Source organism: Mycoplana ramosa, assembly GCF_041930185.1.
Taxonomy (GTDB): domain Bacteria; phylum Pseudomonadota; class Alphaproteobacteria; order Rhizobiales; family Rhizobiaceae; genus Mycoplana; species Mycoplana ramosa.
On the sequence record NZ_JBHEEW010000017.1, the window covers coordinates 40883 to 63616 of the forward strand.

At 63.5% G+C, this 22734-nt stretch carries 24 protein-coding genes; 15 read left to right on the forward strand and 9 right to left on the reverse strand.

Features of this window, described 5'->3' with window-relative positions; all coding sequences use genetic code 11:
• Positions 1-21: 21 nt before the first annotated feature.
• Positions 22-657, forward strand: coding sequence for a 2,3-bisphosphoglycerate-dependent phosphoglycerate mutase (locus tag JNC62_RS19195; RefSeq protein ID WP_374840877.1), 636 nt, complete (start codon positions 22-24; stop codon positions 655-657).
• Between the two features lie 92 nt (positions 658-749).
• On the opposite strand, the gene JNC62_RS19200 is transcribed toward JNC62_RS19195, so the two are convergent.
• Positions 750-1922, reverse strand: a complete 1173-nt coding sequence (locus JNC62_RS19200) for a glycosyltransferase family 4 protein (RefSeq protein ID WP_374840879.1) — start codon at positions 1920-1922, stop codon at positions 750-752.
• A 330-nt stretch (positions 1923-2252) separates the two neighbouring features.
• Here JNC62_RS19200 and JNC62_RS19205 point away from each other — a divergent pair, with 330 nt between their 5' ends.
• Genes JNC62_RS19205 through JNC62_RS19230 form a run of 6 tightly spaced genes read left to right on the forward strand, consistent with a single transcriptional unit; the run spans position 2253 to position 7777 of the window.
• On the forward strand, positions 2253-2759 hold the full coding sequence (locus JNC62_RS19205) for an acyltransferase (RefSeq protein ID WP_374840881.1): 507 nt from the start codon (positions 2253-2255) through the stop codon (positions 2757-2759).
• Entirely contained in the window at positions 2756-3787 is a 1032-nt protein-coding gene (locus tag JNC62_RS19210; protein WP_374840883.1) for a Gfo/Idh/MocA family protein, read from the forward strand. The genes JNC62_RS19205 and JNC62_RS19210 overlap by 4 nt, the downstream gene beginning before the upstream one ends.
• Positions 3784-4890 (forward strand): DegT/DnrJ/EryC1/StrS family aminotransferase, encoded by a 1107-nt coding sequence (locus JNC62_RS19215; protein ID WP_374840885.1) that lies wholly within the window; start codon positions 3784-3786, stop codon positions 4888-4890. The genes JNC62_RS19210 and JNC62_RS19215 overlap by 4 nt, the downstream gene beginning before the upstream one ends.
• Entirely contained in the window at positions 4880-5584 is a 705-nt protein-coding gene (locus JNC62_RS19220; protein WP_374840887.1) for an acyltransferase, read from the forward strand. Before JNC62_RS19215 ends, JNC62_RS19220 begins: the two co-directional genes overlap by 11 nt.
• A gap of 16 nt (positions 5585-5600) precedes the next feature.
• The gene (locus JNC62_RS19225; protein WP_374840888.1) at positions 5601-6578 is read left to right on the forward strand and encodes an NAD-dependent epimerase/dehydratase family protein; all 978 of its coding nucleotides are present in this window, start codon (positions 5601-5603) and stop codon (positions 6576-6578) included.
• Positions 6575-7777, forward strand: a complete 1203-nt coding sequence (locus JNC62_RS19230) for a DegT/DnrJ/EryC1/StrS family aminotransferase (RefSeq protein ID WP_374840890.1) — start codon at positions 6575-6577, stop codon at positions 7775-7777. The genes JNC62_RS19225 and JNC62_RS19230 overlap by 4 nt, the downstream gene beginning before the upstream one ends.
• 119 nt (positions 7778-7896) lie before the next feature.
• Here JNC62_RS19230 and JNC62_RS19235 read toward each other — a convergent pair whose 3' ends face one another.
• From JNC62_RS19235 to JNC62_RS19255, 5 genes are all read right to left on the reverse strand, one after another.
• Entirely contained in the window at positions 7897-9402 is a 1506-nt protein-coding gene (locus JNC62_RS19235; protein WP_374840892.1) for an O-antigen translocase, read from the reverse strand.
• Positions 9403-9421: 19 nt separating this feature from the next.
• Positions 9422-10327 carry a dTDP-4-dehydrorhamnose reductase gene (gene rfbD, locus JNC62_RS19240; protein WP_374840894.1) on the reverse strand — a complete coding sequence of 302 codons (906 nt, stop codon included), beginning with the start codon at positions 10325-10327 and terminating at the stop codon, positions 9422-9424.
• A gap of 136 nt (positions 10328-10463) precedes the next feature.
• Positions 10464-11042: a dTDP-4-dehydrorhamnose 3,5-epimerase gene (rfbC, locus tag JNC62_RS19245; RefSeq protein WP_374840896.1), complete on the reverse strand. Its 579-nt coding sequence runs from the start codon at positions 11040-11042 to the stop codon at positions 10464-10466.
• The gene (rfbA, locus tag JNC62_RS19250) at positions 11039-11917 is read right to left on the reverse strand and encodes a glucose-1-phosphate thymidylyltransferase RfbA (RefSeq protein WP_374840898.1); all 879 of its coding nucleotides are present in this window, start codon (positions 11915-11917) and stop codon (positions 11039-11041) included. The genes rfbC and rfbA overlap by 4 nt, the downstream gene beginning before the upstream one ends.
• A 64-nt stretch (positions 11918-11981) precedes the next feature.
• Entirely contained in the window at positions 11982-13277 is a 1296-nt protein-coding gene (locus JNC62_RS19255; protein WP_374840900.1) for a polysaccharide biosynthesis/export family protein, read from the reverse strand.
• A gap of 474 nt (positions 13278-13751) precedes the next feature.
• Here JNC62_RS19255 and JNC62_RS19260 point away from each other — a divergent pair, with 474 nt between their 5' ends.
• A complete protein-coding gene (locus tag JNC62_RS19260; protein WP_374840902.1) occupies positions 13752-14510 on the forward strand; it encodes a helix-turn-helix transcriptional regulator in 759 nt (252 codons plus the stop codon).
• A gap of 171 nt (positions 14511-14681) precedes the next feature.
• A complete protein-coding gene (ybaK, locus tag JNC62_RS19265; protein WP_374841024.1) occupies positions 14682-15155 on the forward strand; it encodes a Cys-tRNA(Pro) deacylase in 474 nt (157 codons plus the stop codon).
• A 115-nt stretch (positions 15156-15270) separates the two neighbouring features.
• Here the strand turns inward: ybaK and JNC62_RS19270 are convergent, their stop codons facing one another.
• On the reverse strand, positions 15271-15780 hold the full coding sequence (locus JNC62_RS19270; RefSeq protein ID WP_374840904.1) for a MarR family winged helix-turn-helix transcriptional regulator: 510 nt from the start codon (positions 15778-15780) through the stop codon (positions 15271-15273).
• Positions 15781-15800: 20 nt separating this feature from the next.
• On the opposite strand from JNC62_RS19270, the gene JNC62_RS19275 reads away from it, so the two are divergent.
• From JNC62_RS19275 to mbfA, 5 genes are all read left to right on the forward strand, one after another.
• Entirely contained in the window at positions 15801-16226 is a 426-nt protein-coding gene (locus tag JNC62_RS19275) for a DoxX family protein (RefSeq protein ID WP_374840906.1), read from the forward strand.
• 21 nt (positions 16227-16247) lie between these two features.
• Complete coding sequence (locus tag JNC62_RS19280; RefSeq protein WP_374841026.1) at positions 16248-16955, forward strand: glutathione S-transferase family protein; 708 nt, start codon at positions 16248-16250, stop codon at positions 16953-16955.
• A 130-nt stretch (positions 16956-17085) separates the two neighbouring features.
• On the forward strand, positions 17086-18342 hold the full coding sequence (locus JNC62_RS19285; protein WP_374840908.1) for an aminopeptidase: 1257 nt from the start codon (positions 17086-17088) through the stop codon (positions 18340-18342).
• A gap of 7 nt (positions 18343-18349) precedes the next feature.
• A complete protein-coding gene (locus JNC62_RS19290) occupies positions 18350-19144 on the forward strand; it encodes a pyrroline-5-carboxylate reductase family protein (RefSeq protein ID WP_374840910.1) in 795 nt (264 codons plus the stop codon).
• Between the two features lie 89 nt (positions 19145-19233).
• On the forward strand, positions 19234-20217 hold the full coding sequence (mbfA, locus tag JNC62_RS19295) for an iron exporter MbfA (protein WP_374840912.1): 984 nt from the start codon (positions 19234-19236) through the stop codon (positions 20215-20217).
• A gap of 53 nt (positions 20218-20270) precedes the next feature.
• Here mbfA and JNC62_RS19300 read toward each other — a convergent pair whose 3' ends face one another.
• Together JNC62_RS19300 and JNC62_RS19305 are read right to left on the reverse strand one after the other, a co-directional pair.
• Entirely contained in the window at positions 20271-20888 is a 618-nt protein-coding gene (locus tag JNC62_RS19300) for a transglutaminase-like cysteine peptidase (protein ID WP_374840914.1), read from the reverse strand.
• 110 nt (positions 20889-20998) lie between these two features.
• The gene (locus JNC62_RS19305; protein WP_374840915.1) at positions 20999-21817 is read right to left on the reverse strand and encodes an alpha/beta hydrolase; all 819 of its coding nucleotides are present in this window, start codon (positions 21815-21817) and stop codon (positions 20999-21001) included.
• Positions 21818-22057: 240 nt separating this feature from the next.
• Between JNC62_RS19305 and infC the strand changes: the two genes are divergently transcribed.
• Positions 22058-22594: a translation initiation factor IF-3 gene (infC, locus tag JNC62_RS19310; protein WP_374841028.1), complete on the forward strand. Its 537-nt coding sequence runs from the start codon at positions 22058-22060 to the stop codon at positions 22592-22594.
• The last annotated feature ends 140 nt before the right edge of the window (positions 22595-22734 follow it).

Below are 22734 nucleotides of genomic sequence, written 5' to 3' on the forward strand. Positions count from 1 at the left end.
TCCTCGAGGAGCAAAGACCTTATGAGCGGAACCCTTGTCCTTGTTCGCCACGGCCAGAGCGAATGGAACCTGAAGAACCTCTTCACCGGCTGGCGTGATCCGGACCTCACCCCGCTCGGCGTCGAGGAGGCCAATGCCGGCGGCAAGGCGCTTGCCGACTACGGCATCAAGTTCGATATCGCCTACACGTCCGACCTGTCGCGGGCGCAGAAAACCTGCCAGATCATTCTCGACAATGTCGGCCAGCCAGAGCTTGAAACGATCCGCGACCAGGCGCTCAACGAGCGCGACTATGGCGATCTTTCCGGCCTCAACAAGGACGACGCCCGCCAGAAGTGGGGCGAGGACCAGGTGCATGTCTGGCGCCGCTCCTACGACGTTCCGCCGCCGGGCGGCGAAAGCCTGCGCGACACCGGCGCGCGCGTCTGGCCCTACTACCTGACGGATATCCTGCCGCGGGTCCTGCGGGGGGAGAAAGTCCTGGTCGCGGCCCACGGCAACTCGCTGCGCGCCCTCGTCATGGTTCTTGACCGGCTGAGCAAGGAGCAGGTGCTGAACCTCAACCTCGCGACCGGCGTTCCCATGGTCTACAAGCTGAATCCGGACTCCACCGTCGCCTCGAAAGAAGTGCTGGGCGACATGTCCGGCGCGCATTGAGCGCTCATCCCGCATCCGGGAGACACGCTGGCAAGCCCGCCGATGTTTCGGCGGGTTTTTTCTACAAGCGGAGCCGGACGCGATCTTGCCGGTCAATGCCTTCGGGCCAGCCGTCCAGCAACCGCCAGCGAGGCGGTTCGGACCGCGTCGTGGACGACATGGCGAAGGCGCACCGGAGACTGCGCCGCCGTCTCCAGTAGCTCGTTCAGTTTCTGCCCGATCGTGTCGATGGAATAGTGCCGCTCGACATATTGGCGGGCAAAATCGCCAAGCGACCGCCTCTCCTCTGGCGACTCGAGCAGACGCTTCAAGGCAGCCGTCAGGTGCTTGTTGCTCGGATCCCCGTCGCCAAGGCCATACATGCCGTTGAAGGTGAAATACTCTTCCGTTTCCGGCGAGAAGAGATCCGCAAACCCATGTTCGCCGACCACGATCACGGGCTTGGAGAAGGCCATGCCGCGCATCGCCGATCCGCCCATTCCCACGACAATGTCCGCGGCCGCATAGCCGGGGCGAGGATCCAGCAAGGCCCCCGAGAAGATAATCGCTTCGCGTCCAAGCTCTGCGTTCACCCCCCTGGCATACCCTTCCAGATCGCTCCTGGCGGTGCCGTCACCGACGATCGCAAAGCGAAGGCGGGGGTCCGACCCGAGCGCGCGCACCGCGTCCATCGTTCTTCGGATGCTTTCCGACTTCATCCAGTCCGTCAGTCGGCTCACCGTGACCACCAGCACATCCTGCTCGGCGATGCCAAATTGCTTGCGGAACGCGGTCGGATCGATGACGTCGGGCGCGTTGAGCCGGACATCGACGGGCGGAACGATCAGTTCCGCGCGTCGAAAGCCCGCAGCACGCGCCTGATTGACGAGATCGGGTGTCCCGAAGGTGGTCAACGCCCTCTTTGGCAACAGGCTTGGCACCACCATCGACATACAGGTCACCACGACGGGAACCTTGCGGTACAGCTGTATCCCAAGGAAGGCGTCCAGCCATTGGGGCCAGTCCCAGACGTGGACGACGTCCGGCCGCTCCAACCGTATGATCTCGTCGATGACCCGCATGCGCGCCACCGACGGATGCGACTTTGTGTCGGGCAAAGGAAGGAAATTGATGCCGGCACTATCCAGCAGATCCTGCATTGGGCCGGCGCTTGCGAAATAGCTCACCTGATGGCCGCATGCGTCACGCAGATATGCACTGAGCTCGATCGCATTGACCTGGGTGCCGCCGACCTCAAGACGATGTCCGAAAATCAGAACCTTCATGCCGTTCGTCCTGCTGGAGCTGAGCGCAAGCCATGGCGATACGCCGGCCGCGTTGAGACCGCATAAGGCTGACCGAGCGGCCCCCTCGCGTCCACTAGAACAAAGTGTTTAGACAAATGCGGCCGATGGCAGGCAGCCATTTCCCGCGGTACCTCTTTAGGACACGGCCGTACGTCATTTTTTTCCTTTACGGATTTGGCGAAAAGAACTCTCCTGAATCGCAAAGAAGATCGGGGGCAGAACCGACAAACAAGACAATTCGGACACGATCATTATCGCGAAATCTCTTTCGAGATCTGCGTCAATCTGGATAGTGGGGTCCTGCACGACATGATTGCATCTAGCGTCACGCTGGGAGAGGGTGTCGTGATACATCACCCTGAACTGGTGAACCTCTATGGCTGCACAATCGGCGCCGGTTCGCGCGTCGGGACATTCGTGGAAATCCAGAAAAACGCCGTGATCGGGCAGAACTGCAAGATCTCCAGCCATTCCTTCATTTGCGAGGGCGTGACGCTGGAAGACGGGGTCTTCATCGGCCATGGCGTCATGTTTACCAACGACCTCCATCCGCGCGCGATCAACCCCGACGGAAGCCTGCAGTCCGATCGCGACTGGCAGATGATCCCGACGCTCGTCAGGCGTGGCGCCTCCATCGGCAGCAACGCCACAATCCGGGCCGGCGTGACGGTCGGCACGGGTGCGCAAGTCGGTGCCGGCGCCGTCGTGACCAGGGACGTGCCCGACTATGCGGTTGTTGCGGGCGTCCCGGCGAGGGAGATCGGCCGCGCCAAGGACGCACCGCTCGAGCTCCCTTCCTCCAGGAGAACGGTATGATCGGCATTGCTGTGATCGGTTATGGATACTGGGGACCGAATCTGGTCCGCAACATCGCGGACATCCCCGATGCCCGCCTCATCTATGTGTGCGACCTGCGAAAGGATCGGCTTGCCCCCGTCGAGGCTCGCTATCCGACGGTGGCGGTCACCGACGATATCGACGAGGTCCTGCGCGACCCGCGCGTGGATGCGGTCGCGATCGCCACGCCGGTTTCGACCCACTTCAAGATCGCCATGAAGGCTCTGATGGCGGGACGGCACGTGTTTGTCGAAAAACCCATGGCCGCGACGTCCGAGGAGGCGCGCCGCCTGGTCGATGAGGCCAACCGCCGCGGCCTCAAGCTTGCCGTCGACCATACCTTTGTGCACACCGGCGCGGTTCGCAAGATGCGCGAGATCGTCGAGGATGGTCTCGGCGACATGTACTACTACGACTCCGTCCGGGTGAACCTGGGACTGTTCCAGCACGACGTCAGCGTGGTCTGGGATCTGGCCGTGCACGACCTGTCCATCATGGACTATGTGCTGCGGGAAAAGCCGATCGCCGTTTCGGCGACCGGCATGAGCCATGTCGTCGGCGAGCCGGAAAACATCGCCTATCTCAATCTGTTTTTTGAAAGCAAGCTGATCGCGCATGTCCACGTCAATTGGCTCGCCCCGGTCAAGGTGCGCCGGACGCTGATCGGCGGCAGCAGCAAGATGATCGTCTATGACGACCTGGAGCCGAGCGAGAAGATCAAGGTCTACGACAAGGGCATCACGCTGAACGGCGGGACCGGCAACGGCGACGTGTACCAGATGCTGGTCGGTTATCGCACCGGCGACATGTATGCGCCGCAACTGGACATGACCGAAGCGCTCGGGCGCGAATTGCGCCAGTTCGTTTCTTGCATCGAACACGACAGTCAGCCGACCACGGACGGTCTTGCGGGCTTGCGCGTCGTTCGCATCCTGGAAGCCGCGACCCAATCGCTCGCCCAACGCGGGCGGGTGGTGGACCTCGAGCCGGCAAGGATGATCGCATGATCCCTTTCCTGGACCTGAAAGCGCAATATGCCGCGATCAAGCCGGAGATCGACCGTGCGGTCCTCGACGTGCTCGCCTCAGGACAATACGTGTTGGGTGACGAGGTGGCGCGCCTCGAGCAGGAATTTGCCGACTATTGCGAGACCCGGCACGCGATCGCGGTAAACACCGGCACAAGTGCCCTGCATCTGGCGCTGCTTGCCGCCGGCATCGGACCGGGCGACGAGGTCATAACCGTGCCCCTCACGTTCGTCGCGACCGTGTCGGCGATCTGTTACACCGGTGCACGGCCGGTGTTCGTGGACGTCGAGCCGGTCACGCTGACGATGGACCCGTCCCGGATCGAAGCGGTGATCACGCCACGAACCAAGGCCATCATGCCGGTTCATCTCTATGGCCAGATGGCGGAGATGGATGCGATCAATGCCATCGCCGAGCGCCACGGTTTGGCGGTGATCGAGGACGCATGCCAGGCGCATGGAGCCGAGTACAAGGGACGTCGCGCGGGCAGTGTTGGGGTGTCCGGTTGCTTCAGCTTCTATCCGGGCAAGAACCTCGGAGCGTGCGGCGAGGGCGGCATGGTTGTCACCAGCAACGATGAACATGCCAAGACCATGCGCATGCTCCGCGACTGGGGCCAGGAGCAGCGCTATCATCATGTAATGAAGGGGTTCAACTACCGCATGGATGGCATCCAGGGTGCCATCCTGCGCGTCAAATTGAGGCATCTGGAGGCCTGGACACGGGCGCGCCGGGAGCATGCCGCTCGCTATTCGTCGATGTTCGCCGGCTCGACCGCCGTCCGCCCCCTCGTCGAGCAGGCCGACCGGCGTCACGTCTATCACATCTACGCCGTCAGGTGCCGGGATCGCGCCGCCGTGCAGCGTTCGCTTCAGGCCGACGGCATCCAGTTCGGCCTCCACTATCCGATACCGGCCCATTTGCAGAAGGCGCATGCAGACCTGGGCCATCGGGTCGGCGATTTTCCGGTCTCCGAGGCCGCTGCTCACGAAATGCTGTCGCTTCCGATGTATCCCGAGCTGTCGGCGAAGGCGATTGCGCGCGTCGTCTCGGCAGTGGAGCAAGACGCCTATGTCGGTTGATCTCAAATCCCTCCCAAGACTCGTACGGGCAGTGCATGGCAAGAGCGACCGGATCGACGATCCGCCCTACCACCATCAACTGGCCGAAGAGCTCAAGGCGATTTACGGGCCGGCTGGCCTGATCGAACTCTACGGTCGATTTTCGACGGGAACGGGATTCGTCGACGGCCTGATGCGCAAGGTCATCTGGCAGGCGCTTGCGCGCCAGTGCGGCACCGACCTGCGGGTCGCCAGCGGCGCCGCCTTCAAGCATCCCGAGACCTTTGAGATCGGTCACGGCGTGCATATCGACACCCAGACCTACCTTCAGGGCCGCCATGACGGAACCTGCGTCATCGGCAACAAGGTCTGGATCGGGCCGCAGGCCTATCTCGATGCGCGAGATCTCGTTCTCGAGGACTATGTCGGATGGGGCCCGGGCGCCAAGATTGTGGGCTCCACCCACACCGGTGTCCCGCACGACCTGCCCATCATCGCGACCGATCTGGAAATCCGGCCGGTGCGCGTCGGCGCGTGGGCCGACATCGGGGCGAACGCCACACTCCTTCCGGGTGTGCGGATCGGCAAGGGCGCCATTGTCGGGGCCGGAGCGGTGGTCGTGAACGACGTCGAGCCCTTCTCGGTGGTGGCGGGTGTGCCGGCAAGGTTCCTGCGCTGGAGGAAGGATTCCGACTCGACGGCGGCAACACCATGAATTCGGGGAGTGGGCCATGAAAGACCAACGGATTCTGATCACCGGCGGCGCCGGTCTGATCGGTTCTCACATTGCCGATCTTGTCGCCCTGGAGCGGCCGCGGGAAATCCTGATCCTCGACAATTTCGTTCGCGGCCGCCGCGAAAACCTGGCGCAGGCGGCATCGATCCTGCCGCTGACGATCATCGACGGCGATATTCGCGACCGCGCGTTGCTGGCGGAACTGTTCGCGGGCGTCGATGTCGTCTTTCATCAGGCCGCCATCCGCATCACCCAATGTGCGGAAGATGCGCGGCTGGCCTTCGACGTGCTGGCGGCCGGCACCTTCGATGTGCTCGAGGCGGCGGTCAAGGCAGGGGTATCGAAGGTGGTCGCGGCCTCGTCGGCATCCGTGCTCGGTCTTGCCGAGAGCTTTCCGACGACGGAAGCTCACCACCCGTATAACAACCGCACGATCTACGGAGCGGCCAAGACCTTCAACGAGGGGCTGCTTCGCAGCTTCGCGGAGATGTATGGCCTGCGCTATGTCGCATTGCGCTACTTCAACGTCTACGGCCCGCGAATGGACGCCTACGGCGCCTATACGGAAGTGATGATCCGCTGGATGGAAAGGATTGCCGCCGGTCTGCCGCCGATCATCCACGGCGACGGGCTGCAGACGATGGACTTCGTGCATGTCCGTGACATCGCCCGCGCCAACGTGCTTGCGGCAAAGTCCGATGTGACGGACGAAGTCTTCAATGTGGCCAGCGGCAGCGAGACCAGCCTGCGCGACCTGGCGCGGATGCTGTCCCGCGTCATGGGGGGAGCTTGCGAGCCGCAATTCCAACCAGCCCGAAAGGTCAATGCGGTGACACGAAGGCTTGCCGATACGAGCAAGGCGGAACGTCTCCTCGGCTTCAGAACGCAGATATCCCTGGAAGACGGGCTGCGCGAGTTGGTCTCCTGGTGGCGGCAGGAAAAGGCCCTGGCGGACGGAGGAGAAGCGGCATGACCCCGACAGGCACGCAGATTCCGGTCGCCAGACCCTTTCTGGACGAGCAGGAGACGGAGGCCGTCCGACGCGTCGTGTTGTCCGGGTGGCTGACACAAGGGCCGGAGGTCGAAGCGTTCGAATCCGAGTTCGCCGCTTTCGTGGGCGCCAGGCACGCCTGCGCCGTATCCAACTGCACGACCGCGCTTCACCTGGCGTTGCAAGCCGTGGGCGTGGGCGCAGGCGACGAGGTCATCACCGTCAGCCACTCCTTTATCGCCACGGCCAACGCCATCCGTTACTGCGGCGCGCTGCCGGTCTTCGTCGACATCGAGGCGGGTGGCTTCAATATCGACCCGACCCTGATCGCGGACGCCATCACCCCCCGGACAAAAGCGATCCTGTGCGTTCACCAGATGGGCATGCCCTGCGATCTCGCCAGCATCGTTGCCATCGGCAAACGTTTCTCGATCCCGGTCGTGGAGGATGCGGCCTGTGCATCGGGCAGCGAAATCCTGTGGGACGGGCAATGGGAGAAGATCGGCAAGCCGCGCGCCGATATCGCCTGCTTCTCGTTCCACCCGCGCAAGCTTCTCACCACCGGCGACGGCGGCATGCTAACGACCGGCAATTCCGAGTATGACGCGAAGTTTCGCCTTTGGCGCCAGCACGGAATGAGCGTTCCCGACACCGTCCGGCACGGCTCCAAGCGGGTGATCTTCGAGAGTTACCCCGAACTTGGCTACAACTACCGCATGACGGACCTTCAGGCCGCGATCGGGCGGATCCAATTGCACCGGTTGCCGGGCTTCATTGCGGAAAGACGGCGGCTGGCCGAGCGGTACCGCCAGCAAATTGGCCAGATTGCCGGTTTGGAGGCGCCCGTGGAACCATCGTGGGCGCGCACCAACTGGCAGAGCTATTGCGTCCGCTTGCCGCAATGGCTCGATCAACGGGATGCGATGCAGTTGCTCCTCGACCGCGGCATCTCCACCCGGCGCGGCGTGATGACGATCCACCGCGAGAAGGCCTACGCAGGCGATCATACGCATCGCGTGGCGGGATCCTTGGCGCGCAGCGTGGCGGCGCAGGAAAACGCGATCATCCTGCCGCTGTTTTCGCAGATGACGGACACCGACGTGCTGACGGTCGTCGACGCGCTGCAGGACGCGGTCGAGACCCTTGGTTCCCGGCCGCTGAAGGCCGGCCAAGCGCACTGAGCCCGCCTTCCGAAAGCGCGAACCAATCTTGCACCCGCTGCGTCCGGCATCCGCTGGACATTTTTTCTCATTCTCACATTCCGCCGCACGCACCCCTGCTGTCGCAGAGGTCGACGGCGTCAGGGCGATCGTGAGAATGCGCGGATCGGCAAGGGCAAGGCACTTGCCGGCAGCAGGCTGAACAGGCTCCTCAGCGAGTAATAGCTGCTCAAGAGGGTCGCCAGGCCGCCGAGCGTCATCGCCTGCCACGCGGGCAGGATCAGCGTGGCCAGAAACACGAAACCTGCCGCGGCGAGGAAGATGATGCCAAGCCTGTAGTTGGCGGAGGACCAGCGAAAATCCGTCAGGCGGCGGGCAACGACATAGACGAGACCGGTGTGCCAGACGTACAGGCCGAAAAAGGCCATCCCGGCGCCTATCGGCCCGACATACGCGACCAGCAGCCAGGCCAGCCCGACGTGCACGAATGTCGCGGCGACCTCCGCCCAGAAAAAGACCGCGCGGGTCCCCTTTGCCAGCATGATGAACCCCATCGGCCATGAAACGATCCGCAGCATCATGCCGAGGCAGATCCAGCGCAGGATCGCGGCGGCGGGATGGAACTCCGGGGAATAGAACAACCACATGGCCAGCGGCGCGAGCGTCAACGTGGCTATGACGCCGGGGCCGGCCAGCAGAAGGCTGATCTGTGTCTGTTCGTTGACAAGGCGGTTGCAGGCAACGTGATCGGTGGCGATCGCCGTCAGCCGCGGATAGAAGTCCGCGCCCATCGCCTGCAGGATGAAGCCGGCATAGAGCCCGCCCAATGCCCAGGCCGCCTGATACAGGCCCGCGGCAGCAACGCCGTCGTTGTGCAGCACGATCAGGCGGATGGTGTACGAGGCGCCGAACATCAACAGGCTGCTCGTCATGAAGACGAAGCCGAGCTTCATGAGCGAGGCGATTTCCTCGCCAAGGCCGCGTGTCGACATGGCCGGCCGGGCCACCTGCAGGCGTCGGCTGAACCACCACGATATGCACAGCATCGCGAAGGCCGAGACGACGATCGAAGGCGCGATGCCAGCGGTCCCGAACACGTAGACGAGGGCGATCGTCGCGACGGTAGCGCAAAACCCCGACAGCACGTTGATCCATGCAAGGTTCGCGATATCCCGCATCCCCTGCACCAGCGCGAGCTGTCCGCCGGCGATCAACTGGAAGAAGATCGCGAGCGAGAGCATCGTCACGCCCGCCGTATGCTGGAAGTCGCCGAAGGTCAGGTTTGCGACCGGGCGCGCGAGGGCGGCAAGCAGCAGCGCGCCGATCACCCCGAGCACGACCGACGTTCGACGAAGGGCGGTTGCCGTGCGGGCGATCCGGTCGGCATCGCCGGTACCGGCGGCTTCGGCGATCTGGCGAACGCCGCTGGCCTGGACCCCGACGCCGGCAAGCGCCTGGGCCAGGTCAACGATGGAGGTGTAGAGGCCCATCTGACCGACGCCTGCGGGCCCGAGCAGGACAGCCATCGCCTTGTTGCGGACGATGGAGAAACCGACGTTGACCATCGACGAGCCGCCGATCATCGCCATCGATCGGAGGATCTGGAAGTAAGACTGCCCTTCCGCCGGGGATTCCTGTGATGCCATGATCGCTCGGACGTCCGGTTCAGGCGCCCGTCCCTTGAGACTGGTTGCGGTAGTCGGTCTCCAGAATGCGCCGCACGACCACGTCGGTGCTCAGCTGCCAGGGCGGCGCGCGCCAGCCAAATGTCCGCTCGAACCGGTCGCAGCAGAGGCGCGAGTTCAGCGGTCGCCGGGCTTTGGTCCGGTATTCGGTCGTCGCAATGTCCTTGACTTCGGCGCTGGGGCCGCCGAGATCGGCGCTGGCGCGAAAGACATGGCGGGCAAGACCAGCCCAATTTGTCTCCCCCTCCCCCGCGACGTGATAGATGCCGTACCGGTCTCGGGCGGGATGGGTGGCGACAAGCAGAATGGCGGCTGCAAGGTCCAGCGCGCTCGTCGGATTGCCCCACTGGTCGGCCACGACCGCGATCACGCGACGCTCCGCGGCAAGTCTCAGCATCGTCCGGACGAAATTGGTGCCAAACGGACTGTAAACCCAACTGGTTCGCAGGATAATGTGGCGAGGGTTGGCACTTGCAACCGCATGTTCGCCTCTGAGCTTGGTGTAGCCGTAGACGGTCTTTGGTTCGGCCTCGTCGCCCTCCCGGTAGGAATGGGCCGATTCACCGGAGAAGACGTAATCGGTGGAGACATGGATGACGGGCACCCGCAGCGCCGCTGCGGCCTCCGCGACGCAAGCTGCCCCGACGACGTTGACCTGGTAGGCCTGATCCCGTTCGTCCTCCGCCCGGTCGACGGCCGTATACGCGGCAGCCGAGACGACGATGTCGGGTTTCGCGGCGAGGATGGCGCGGCGAACCGACGAGGGATCCAACAGATCGAAGCCGGGACGTCCGACGCGGACCAGGCTGACGTCGGGCATGTCGGCGGCGAGCTCGACCAGGCTCGTCACCAGTTGACCGCGCGTGCCCGTCACCAGGATCTTCATCGTCCGGCAGCCCGTCTGCCCGAGCGATCGCTGCAGGCGTTGTTGCGGACGTGCGCGAAGTTCGTCGCCCCGCAGTTCACCGCCTGCACGGCTGGGCCGTGTTCAATGATGGTGGATCCTGCGGCGGATGGAGCGCTCATGCCTCCGGCTCCTGCGACGCGACGAAGGGTTCCGCCCGCGCCAGCGGCGGGGCGCTGCGATCCTTTTCGGAAAGCTGGACCTGCGAGGCCGGAAGCGGCCATTCGATGCCGATATCCTCGTCGTCGTAGCGGATCGTCCGTTCGTGGGACGGAGAATATGGGTTGGTGACCTTGTAGATCACTTCGGTTTCCGGCTCGAGGGTGAGGTAGCCGTGCGCGAAGCCCTTGGGCATGAGAAGCTGGTTCCAGTCGGCCGCGGAGATACGGATGCCGCACCATTTGCCGAAGGTCGGCGAGCCCTTGCGGACGTCAACGGCGACATCGAAGATCGCGCCGCGAACCACCCGGATCAGCTTGTCCTGGGCATAGGGCGACAACTGGTAATGCAGGCCGCGCACGATGCCGCGGGCGGCGGAATAGGAATGGTTGTCCTGCATGAACTGCAGGTCGATGCCCAGGTCCGAGAGCTTCTGCGCGTTCCAGGTTTCGGAAAAGAAGCCGCGGTCGTCACCGAATTTTCGCGGCCGAATCTCCAGCAGACCGTCCAGTGCCAGCGGCCGGATCTCAAGACTCATCCGACGCGCTCCTCAACCAGTCGAAGCAGATAGTCGGCATAGGCGGTCTTGCCGAGGAGGCCGGCGCGCTGCCGGACTGCCTCCGGCCCGAGCCAGCCATTTTCAAGCGCGATCTCCTCGGGGCAGGCGATCTGAACCCCTTGACGCCGCTCGACCGTGCGCACGAAGGACGATGCGTCCTGCAGGCTGTCGTAGGTGCCCGTATCCAACCAGGCATAGCCGCGCCCGAGCTGGCACACATTCAGGTCGCCGCGGGCAAGATAGATGTTGTTGACATCGGTGATCTCCAGTTCGCCGCGCGCGGACGGTTCGATCGAGCGGGCGATATCAACGACATCGTTGTCGTAGAAATACAGTCCGGTCACGGCCCAATTCGACTTCGCGACGGCCGGTTTTTCCTCGATCGCGATCGCTCTGCCGGTCGCCTTGTCGAAGCTGACGACGCCGTAGCGCTCCGGATCGTCGACGTGATAGGCGAAGACGGAGGCGCCGCTCCTGCGCGCCGCCGCCTGTCGGCAGATGGCGGGCAAGCCATGGCCAAAGAAGATATTGTCGCCGAGGATCATCGCGACGTTGTCCCGCCCGATGAACTGGCGACCGATGATGAAGGCCTCGGCCAGCCCGTTCGGATGCGGTTGCCTGGCATAGGACACGTTCAAGCCGAAGTCTGAACCGTCGCCGAGCAGGGCCTGGAAGCAGGGAAGGTCGCGCGGGGTCGAGATGACCAGGATGTCGCGAATGCCCGTCAGCATCAGGACGCTCAGCGGGTAGTAGATCATCGGCTTGTCGTAAATCGGCAGGATCTGCTTCGATACCGCGATGGTAAGGGGATAGAGGCGCGTGCCGCTCCCCCCCGCCAGTATGATTCCCTTCATCGCTGCCATCCCTCTCGTGGGTTTCGTCCGGCGGGCATCCGAGCCAGATCCGACTTCGGCCGTGTCATTGGCTGGCCTGATCCGCGCGCGTTCCGTCCGCCGTGGCGCTAGTCTCTTCAGTGGGTTTCGCGGCCGGGCGGAACACGCGGACGACGTCACCCGGCTGCAGTTCGGTTGTCTCGGTCGCCGGAAACTCTTCGATCTTGCCGTCGACGCGCCGTGAAACCGTGTAGGTGGGCGCGACCGCGACGGTGGAGGCAAGGTCGGCGGGCTCACCGCCAAGCAGCAGTTTCCGCCTCGTGTCACGCCGCAGCTGCAATTGTTTCAGGATCCCCTTTTCCGTCTGGAGCTGGGCGGCGACATCGGCGTTGCGGTTGTCCGCGAGACCTTCAAGGTTGCGCGTCGCCTCGGCGATGTTCTGGCGCGCCCGCATGATGGCCGTGACCATGTCGAGCCTCGAACCCTGATAGCTTCGCAGCGTCCGTTCCAGATCGGTCTGCCGTGACGGCAGGAGAACGCCGCGTTCGACCATGGGCTTTACCGTCGTGAGTTCCTTTCGGACGGAATCGATATCCTCGTCATTGCCGGCGATCTTCTTTTCCAGCGTATCGATCTCCTGGGACATGAGTTGGCGCAACTCCGCGTAAGAACGGGACTGGCGGGCCACGACGGCAGCCCGCGTCGCAAAGATCTGCTTTTCCTGATTGAGTGTGGCGGCGGCCAGCGCGGTGTTCTGGTCCGGCGGCAGTTCGAAATGAAAGTCCTTGGCATCGGCCATCTCGGCTTCGAGCCGAGCGAGTTTGATCGTGCTGCGCAGGATCGAATCGTCGAGCTCCCGCAACTCGCCGCCAAGCTCGGCCTGACCGCGCGAACCGATCAGTCCGTCGGTCGGCCGGTACTCGCCGCCGGCCATTGCCAGCGACTGGAGAACGGACAATCCAGGGCGAAACTTGTACTCTCCCGGTGCCGCCACATTGCCGACCACATAAATGGGCGGGTATTCGACGATCGTTATCGACGCTTCCGGCCTTTCGACCAAGCCGATTTTGGCCTGAAGCTTGGTGGCGATTTCGGCTGCGAGCCCGGCTTCATCCAGGTCGCCGACCTGTACGACGCCAAGAACGGGCAATGATAGCGTGCCCTCCCCGGAGACCTGGAACTCGCCACCAAGTGCACCCCAGCTTTCGTAAACACCCTTCGTCGGCATCCACTGGACGATGCTCAGCTTGATTTTCGTCTGCGGGACAATCCTGGCCGCGAGGGCTGCGGGGGCTGCGCCGACGCCGGCCAGGGCAAAAACCGTCACAACCACCAGCCCAACCCGCAGCGGTCTACAGCAATGCCAGAACGTGGCGAGCATGTAATCTCTCCAACCTGTAACGTCGGGACGGCATGACAGCGGCGACGCGGCTTGCCGATGCCGCACGGCCGCAAGGTTCAGTGTGCAAATTATTGAAATATTGAGAAGGGGAAGGATCCCGCCAGCGCTTCATCAATTTTGGTGAAGGTGTACATGGCAGGCCTAACCGGATCGGCATTCCGGCGCTTGTCACGGCTCCTGTCAGATCGATGGTCGGTGCCGGCATAGCCGAGGCGGATGCGCAATCCGCCTCGGCTCCCTAGTTGGGCGGTAGGTGCGGCCAACGCCTAATTCGTTCGGATGAGCGCACTCGCACGTCCTTTCCATGGACTTTGCCCTTCGACCCATGACTCAATCCTTTTGCGCCGTCGCGGTCATTTTCGACGTGCGGTAAGGTTCTGCGGGTGGTCGCGAGTGCGTCCGCTCCGCCGGCAGTGACGATTGCCGGCCGATCGAGCCGCGCGGGTGAAGGACATGGTGCTTTTGGACGGGAACGATTACGCCGATGCGGGAGTTGGCGCGGCTGGTGTCAGGGGCGGGCCTGAGCCGCGGCGGGTCATGCTGATCCTGACGAACACGGGAAGTGTGTCGAAGCGTCTCATCGACGCGGTCGAGCGGGAATTTCCGTGGGTGGTTGTCGAACAGCTGGAGCATGTCGGCGCCGCGTGCCGCGAGTTCTCCCATCCCGTTGCCTTGATCCTGGTCGACGCCGCAATGATGCGGGAGGCCGAAGCGGCCTCGGCGCTGCTGATGCGGATCCACCCCCACGCCTTGACCGCGGTCATCGAGCCCTATGACCGACCCCCGGCGACCTCGCTTGCCGCCGTCGTCGACTCGCCGCTCATCCGCAGTGTCTTGCCGATGGATCTGCGGCTCGATGTCTGGCTGTCGATCATACGGCTGATGTTGTGTGGCGGCGAATACCTGCCGCCGGAGTCGATCTTTCAAACGCGCTCGGGCGACACCAGCTTGCCCCACCTCGCACCTTACGGCTCGCAGCAAGGGCAAGGGCAACGACGGACCGACAGGACCGAACTGACCGCCCGGGAGCTACAGATCCTCGAAATGGTCTCCCGCGGCCTGCAAAACAAGCTGATTGCCGCAGAATTCGGCCTCTCCGAGCACACGGTCAAGATCCATCTGCACAACATCATTCGCAAGCTCGGCGTCCATAACAGGACGGAGGCGGCCGCCCGATACCGCAGCACGCAACATTTCGGCACATCGCGGTGACTGAGCAGGAGTTCCGGCCGTTCGAGATCTCAGCGACGGCGTCCTCGCGACATCGGGCCTGAGAGTGCCGGGCGTAGTTCTCGGCGCCTGACGCCGGCTGGATCAATTGACAGTCTCGGGGCGCTCATGCGACCGATGGACCCGTTCAGCAACCAGCCCATCGGCCCGAAGATGTCAAAGACGACCCGCGCGACCCAGGCACTGGCCAAGGCCGGTGTATCGTTCTCCGTCCACGCCTATGATTATGATCCATTGGCCGAGAAGGTGGGTCTGCAGGCTGCAGCCGCCCTTGGGGAGACGCCGGACCGGGTGTTGAAGACCTTGATGGCGGAAGTCGATGGCAGAGCTGTCTGCGTGATCGTGCCCTCCAACTGCGAGGTCAGCATGAAGAAGCTGGCCGCAGCTTTCGGCGGCAAGTCGGCAAGCATGATGAGACCGGCCGACGCGGAACGGCTGACGGGCTATCACGTCGGCGGAATCAGTCCCTTCGGGCAGCGCAAACCCGTTCCGACCGCGATCGAGGAGCAGGCTTTGGCGCATGCGAACGTCTACATCAACGGCGGCCAGCGGGGTCTGCAGGTGCGGCTCTCCCCCATGGACGCGCGCGATGCGCTGAAGGCGATTGCTGCGCCGGTGGTGGCCTGAAGCGCGTTGCGCCCTTCCAAATCCCTGCAACGCTTCAGATTCTTGTTCTTTTGCATGTCTTTGTTCGAAACGGGCTCCGCTTTCCGGCACAGGCGCGGACGCCGAAGTTCGTTTTTTACCGCAGCCGCAAAAGGAGCGCTGCCAGCGTCGCCGCCTCAGCCTTGTCGAGCTTTTCACCGATGTGCGCCTGTATGGATCGGCCGTAGACGCTCCACATGTCGGCGCGGACAGCGCGGCCTTTTTCGGTGATCACCACCCAGCGGCCACGGCCATCCTGATCGAAGGTCTCCCGCCTGACCAATCCCTCCTTTTCAAGCCGATCAATCAGGCGCGAGAGATTGTACTGCGCAAGCAGTGTGCGTTCCTCGATTTCGTAGGGACGCAGCCGTCCGTCGGTAGCGCGATCCAGCTCCCAGAGAACGTCGTACCATCCCAGCGGTGGCTGGTCTGCGACGCGCAGGTCTTTCTCCATGGCCGCGACCAGGCTTCGCTGCGCGCGCATCAGTTCGATCCAGGCACGGGTGATTTCGACGGAGGGTGTGGGGGGCGGGCTTGTTCTCTGGGGCATAAATGCAATTACATCTATCTTGACGCCGTGCGCAAGCGGAGTTATATGCAGATGCATCTATAATGCGGAGATACGATATGCAACAGCACACACTGACAGGCTACGGCACGGCGCTGCTGCGCGTGAGCCTCGGCGCCATGTACCTGGCCCACAGCATCTTGCTGAAACTGCTCACCTACGGTCTCGATGGCACGGCGGGCTATTTCTCCTCGATCGGCCTGCCGGCGTGGCTGGCCTATCTCACATTCGCGGCGGAAGCTGCCGGAGGCGTCATGCTGGTGCTCGGCATCTACACGCGCGCGGTCGTGCTCTCGCTGGTGCCGGCGCTGGCCGGGGCGATCATCTGGGCCCATGGCGCCAATGGCTGGGTTTTCACCGCGCCGGGCGGCGGTTGGGAGTATCCGCTGTTCCTGATCGCTGCGTCGATCGCCCAAGCCCTGCTCGGCGACGGCGCGTTCGCCCTTCGGCCCTCACCCAAACTGGCCGGCGTCCCTGCACACTGACCCACTTCAAGGGAGCACATGATGATCGAAAGCACATTCACCCTCATCAGCCATCATTTGTGCCCGTATGTTCAGCGCGCGGCGATTGCGTTGATGGAAAAGGGCGCCAAGTTCGAGCGTGTCAGTATCGATCTGTCGGCCAAGCCCGACTGGTTTCTCGACATCTCCCCACTCGGCAAGGTTCCGCTCTTGCGGATCGACGGCGCCAGTGGGAGCCGGGTGCTTTTTGAAAGCGCGGCGATCTGCGAATTTATCGATGAGGCGTTGCCAGGGCCGCGGCTGCATCCAGCCGACCCTTTCGTTCGGGCACGTCACCGCGGCTGGATGGAATTCGGTTCGTCCATTCTTGCTGATATCTGGGTGCTGGAGACCACCACGGACGCGCGGGCCTTCGCGACGAAGCGGCAATCCCTCGCCACGAAATTTGCGCAGATCGAAGCGGAGCTGCAGGACGGCCCCTTCTTCGCCGGGCAGCATTTTAGCATCGTCGACGCCGTCTTCGCGCCGATCTTCCGGTATTTCGATGTCTTCGATGCAATCATCGACCACGGCATTTTCGATGGACTGGCGCGCGTCATTGCCTGGCGGCGCGGCCTTGCGGCGCGTGCGAGCGTCAAGGCTGCGGTCGCCGCCGACTACCCTGAAAGGCTCATGGCCTTCTTGCACAAGCATGACGCGATCCTGCTTGCTGCGCCAGGCAACCGCCCGATGGCGCGATCGGTGCGGTGACATCCGACGGTCGCGTCGTCTCACCGCCGGCCTGTCAATGGTGCGCCGGTGCGCCTTCATCGCCGACCTTCTGTTTTGCACAATTCCGTCCTACAAGAGGGCAACGAAACCGAAAACAGCAGGAAAACCGATGAACGCACCGCTTCGCAACGCAATCACCCCGGTCGACCCCGTCAAGCTGGAAAAGCTCGCTGAGGTGGCTGTCAAGGTCGGCCTCCAGCTGCAGAAGGGGCAAGACCTGGTGATCACCGCGCCGATTGCCGCGCTGCCGCTCGTGCGCCTCATCACCAAGCACGCCTACATGTCCGGCGCCGGCCTTGTCAGCACCTTCTACGCCGATGAGGAAGCGACGCTTGCACGCTATCGCCACGCGCCGGATGAAAGCTTCGACCGGGCGGCGGGCTGGCTCTATGAGGGCATGGCGAAGGCCTACTCCAATGGCGCCGCACGCCTTGCGATCGCCGGCGACAACCCGATGCTGTTGTCCTCGGAGGATCCGGCCAAGGTGGCGCGCGCCAACAAGGCCAACTCTCTCGCCTACAAGCCCGCACTCGAGAAGATCGCCAATTTCGACATAAACTGGAACATCATTTCCTATCCGAGCCCGTCCTGGGCGATGCAGGTGTTTCCGGACGCCCCGGAAGAGGTGGCGGTCGAGAAACTCGCCAATGCGATCTTCGCCGCGTCACGGGTCGATGTCGCAGACCCTGTCGGCGCCTGGGCGGCGCACAACGCCAATCTGCACAGCCGCTCGGCCTGGCTGAACGGCGAGCGCTTTGCAGCCCTTCACTTCCGGGGTCCCGGCACCGACCTGACGGTGGGCCTTGCTGACGGTCACGAATGGCATGGCGGCGCCTCGGTCGCCAAGAACGGCGTCACCTGCAACCCCAACATTCCCACCGAGGAAGTGTTCACGACACCGCATGCGCTGCGGGTCGAGGGTCATGTCTCGAGCACCAAGCCGCTTTCGCACCAGGGCACGCTGATCGACGACATCCGCGTCCGCTTCGAGGCGGGCCGCATCGTCGAGGCGCACGCGGCGAAGGGCGAAGCGGTCCTGGCGAAGGTGCTCGACACCGACGAAGGCGCGCGCCGCCTCGGCGAAGTGGCGCTGGTGCCGCATTCCTCACCGATCTCGGCGAGCGGACTTCTGTTCTACAACACGCTCTTCGACGAGAACGCCGCCTGCCACATCGCGCTGGGGCAATGCTATTCCAAGTGCTTCGTCGGCGGGGCGGACCTGTCCCAGCAGCAGATCCAGGCGCAGGGCGGCAACTCGAGCCTGATCCATATCGACTGGATGATCGGCTCCGGCCAGATCGACATCGACGGCATCAGGGCCGACGGCGGCCGGTCGCCGGTGATGCGCGCCGGTGAATGGGTCTGAGGTGCTGATGCGGACGATCGGCGTCATTGGCGGCGGGGGCTGGCTGGCGGGGGCGTTGTTGCGGCCCGCGCTTGCCGATGGCATCATCCGCCCGGAGCGTTTGATCCTCTCCTCCCGTTCGGGTGACATGTCGGGCTTCGACGCTTGGCCGCGCATCCGGGCGACGACCGATAATGCCGAGCTTGTGGCGGCCTCCGATATCGTCATGCTCTGCGTTCGGCCGAACGATCTTGCCGAGCTTTCGCTCGACCTTTCCGGGAAGCTGGTCATTTCCGTCGTCGCCGGTGTCACTATGGATGTGCTGGCGCGCAGCTTCGGTGCCAGGCGGATCGTACGCGCCATGCCTAATGCCTGCGCCGAGCAGCGGCTCTCCTTCACGCCCTGGTTTGCCACCGACAGCGTGTCAGACGACGAAGCGCATTTTGTCTTTCGCTTCTTTTCTGCCTCCGGTCGGGCGCATGGGATCACCGAGGAGGCGCAACTCGACTACTTCACCGCGTTAACCGGTTCGGGGCCTGCGTTCCCGGCGCTGTTTGCCGATGCGATGATCCGCCATGCGATCGGCGCAGGCATCGCCCCGGACACGGCGGTCGCCGCCGTGCGCCAGCTCTTCATGGGCGCCGGCGTCCTGATGGCCCAATCGGAGACAACGCCCGCCGAGCTTGTCGATGTGTTTCTGGACTACCAGGGAACGACGGCCGCCGGCCTAACCGCGATGATCGAAGCCGACGTGGGCTCGGCGATCTTCAAGGGGCTTTCGGCCGCACGGCGGCGCGCGGCAAAGGGCCTGGCGGCGTTGTGACGTCATTCAAAAAAAATACGGCAACGCCGGATTGACCGGTGCGATTGCGAGTCCTAGATTTAGAATTATTCTAAATTAATGGGCTCGCAATGATCACCCGCCTTTTCAGTCCCGCCAAACGGACCCTCGAATCACTCAGCGAACAGGAAATTCTGGCCCTGGCCATATCGGCGGAAGAGGATGACGCTCGCATCTACCTGGCTTATGCGAATGGCCTGCGCGACAGGTTTCCGCATACGGCGAGCATGCTGGACGCCATGGCCAAGGAGGAGAACGAGCACCGGCGCAGGCTGATCGACATGCATGTGACGCGGTTCGGCGACACTATTCCACTGGTCCGGCGCGAGTACATCAGAGACTTCCCGAAGCGCAAACCCGACTGGCTGGTTGCGCGAATGCCGGTTGAGACGGTTCGCGCCAACGTCAGGGCGATGGAGGAGGCGGCACACCGCTTCTATCTCGAAGCGGCGGCGCGCGCGACGGATGCGTCGACCCGCAAGCTGCTCGGCGATCTCGCGATGGCGGAGAAGGGGCACGAAAGCAAGGCGCGCCTTCTTGAAGAAAGCGACGAAGGCAAGGCCGCCTTCTCCGAGGAGGCGCATGTCGAGCGCCGTCAGTTCATCCTGACCTACGTGCAGCCGGGCCTGGCCGGCCTAATGGACGGTTCGGTCTCGACGCTCGCGCCGATCTTCGCGGCCGCCTTCGCCACGCAGGACACCTGGCAGACCTTTCTGGTGGGGCTCTCGGCCTCTGTCGGCGCCGGGATCTCGATGGGGTTCACCGAGGCGGCCCATGACGACGGCAAGATTTCGGGGCGGGGCTCGCCGGTCAAGCGCGGCTTTGCCTCCGGCATCATGACCGCGATCGGCGGCCTCGGCCACGCATTGCCCTACCTGATTCCGCATTTCGGCCTCGCGACCGGCCTCGCCGTCGCGATCGTTTTCGTTGAACTCTGGACCATCGCCTTCATCCAGAACCGCTACATGGAGACGCCATTCTGGCGGGCGGCAACCCAGGTCGTCCTCGGCGGCAGCCTTGTCTTTGCCTGCGGCGTTCTGATCGGCAATGCGTAGGATTGGCGCGGGGCGGAAGCCGGTCCGCCTCACGGACCGGCACGGGTCGCCGCTTACTTGCCGACCGACGACACCATGACCGCGTCGCCGTTTTCGATCGAGACCCAGCGCCCCGGATGGAACGAGGCCTGACGCTTCAGATAGCGGTAGGGCGTCTCGGTCCAATGCCTGACGTCATTCTCAAGATTGTCGAGGATGAAATCGCCCTGCGTCGTGCGCAAGGTCAAGACCGCGTGCCCTTCGCCGTCCGGCTTGCGAACAACGGTGATGAGGAGGTCGGCGGGAGCGAAACCCTGCTCGATCAGCTTGCGACGCTTCAGGAGCACGAAATCCTCGCAGTCGCCGGCGCCGTCGGGGTAGGTCCAATGCTCGTCGGTACCGAACAGTTCCTTGTCGGTCATCGGCGCAATGTCACGGTTGACCGCTGCATTGATCTCCCGGATGGTCTTCCAGCCGAAGGCCGTGACCTTGGCCGCTCCCGGATCGCGCTGGCCTGCGGCACACTCCGAACGGTTCGACTGGCAGAACTCGTAATGGCCGATCGGCTGCGAGGTGACGGCGCCGGTGCGCATCGACAAGGCGGCTGCGGGGGCCGTCAGTGCAGCGGAAGACGATACGAACAAGGCCGTCAATGCCACAAAAATAGCCTTAGCACCAATCATTCGCGCCATGGGTGTCCCCTCGATAGTTAACGAAACGTTAAATTTTTGAGGGGCGGGAAGTCAATCACGATAATTGGCAATGCGACAACATGGTTAAGATGCGCCGCGCCGGGTGACCGTCAGGACGGCTCCAGGATGTGGGACACCGCCTCCCGCAGCTTTTCGATGTCCTCGGGACGCGACAATCGGTGATCGCCGTCCCGGATGAGCGTGAGCACAGCGTCGTCGCAGGAAAGGTGCTCCATCAACCGGATCGCATGCGTGTAGGGAACGTCCGGATCCTTCATGCCCTGCAGCACGTGGATCGGGCATCCCGCATCGATGACACCGTCGAGCACCCTGTTGCGGCGCCCGTCCTCGATCAGCTTGAGGGTGTAGATGTTCGGATCCGGCCCATAGGGCGTCGGCTCCTCGAAGAAGCCGCGCGCGGCCAATGACGCGCGTTCGTCCTCCGTCAGGTTCGGCTCGATCAGTTCGGAGGTGAAATCAGGCGCGGGGGCGATCAGGACCATGCCGGCGACGTCACCTTCCCGACCGCGCTGCCGCAACTCCTGCGCCAGCCGAAGTGCCAGCCATCCCCCCATCGACGAGCCGACGATGACAAGGCGCCGGCTGCCGAGCCTGGTGCGCGCATGATCGACAACGGCGAGCGCCTCCTCCAGCCATCGCGAGATCGTGCCGTCGACGAATGCGCCACCGGACGCGCCGTGGCCGGAATAATCGAGGCGGATGCAGGCCGTGCCGCGCTCCTCAGCGAGGCGCGCCAGTTCCACGGCCTTGGTGCCAGTCATGTCCGAGCGATACCCGCCGAGCCAGAGAAGGTGCGGCAGCGTGTTGCCGTCTCTTGGCGGCAGAAGCATCATGGCGATGTCACGCCTTCCCGTGCCCTCGCCGACCGTCAGCGTCTCGATCGCGCCGTTGCTTTCATTCTGGCTCATGCGATGCTCCCGACTTGCTGCGGCCGGTGCATCCGCGGCCGCCTCGAACACTCTGAAAGGCCCGATCTACACGATTTCGCCCGAAGCGGGACAGGGGTGATTTTTTCCGCGCGGCATGCTATTGACATCGGCTCGGTGATCAACACATTGCCGCGAGCAGCGCTCGCGCGTGACGCGGCGGTGAGGGTTGCCTTCCAGAAACTGCATCTCTATCCGAAACTATTCGAGGAGAATACGACCATTCGCAGACCCTTCAAAACGGACGCACCGGTCAAGGACGGCCCGCGTTCCAACCGAGAAATCCGGATCCCCCGGGTTCAGCTCATTGATGCCGAAGGCACGAACCACGGCATCGTTCCCACCGATCAGGCCCTTCGCATGGCGGAAGACGCCGGCCTCGATCTCGTGGAGATTTCCCCCAACAACGACCCGCCGGTGTGCAAGATCCTCGATCTCGGCAAGCTGAAATACGCCAACCAGAAGAAGGCGTCGGAAGCGCGCAAAAAACAGAAGATCGTCGAGGTCAAGGAAATCAAGATGCGCCCGAACATCGACACGCATGACTATGACGTGAAGATGAAGGCGATGAACCGGTTCTTCGAGGAAGGCGACAAGGTCAAGGTGACGCTGAAGTTCCGCGGCCGTGAAATGGCGCACCAGGAACTCGGCATGAAGCTCCTACAGCAGGTCAAGGAAGACACCCTGGCAATTGCCAAGGTCGAGGCCGAACCCAAGCTGGAAGGCCGCCAGATGATGATGGTGCTCGCTCCGAAGTGAGCACTACCTCCCGCATGTCTGCGACGAAGCCGCCCTAAAGGCGGCTTTCTTCGTTTCGGCCAAAGCCATCAGGCACCTCCCTGACAGAATGCTGACAGACGCTCTCAGCGGTCTCTCAGCTTGCCTCTGGCACACTCCTG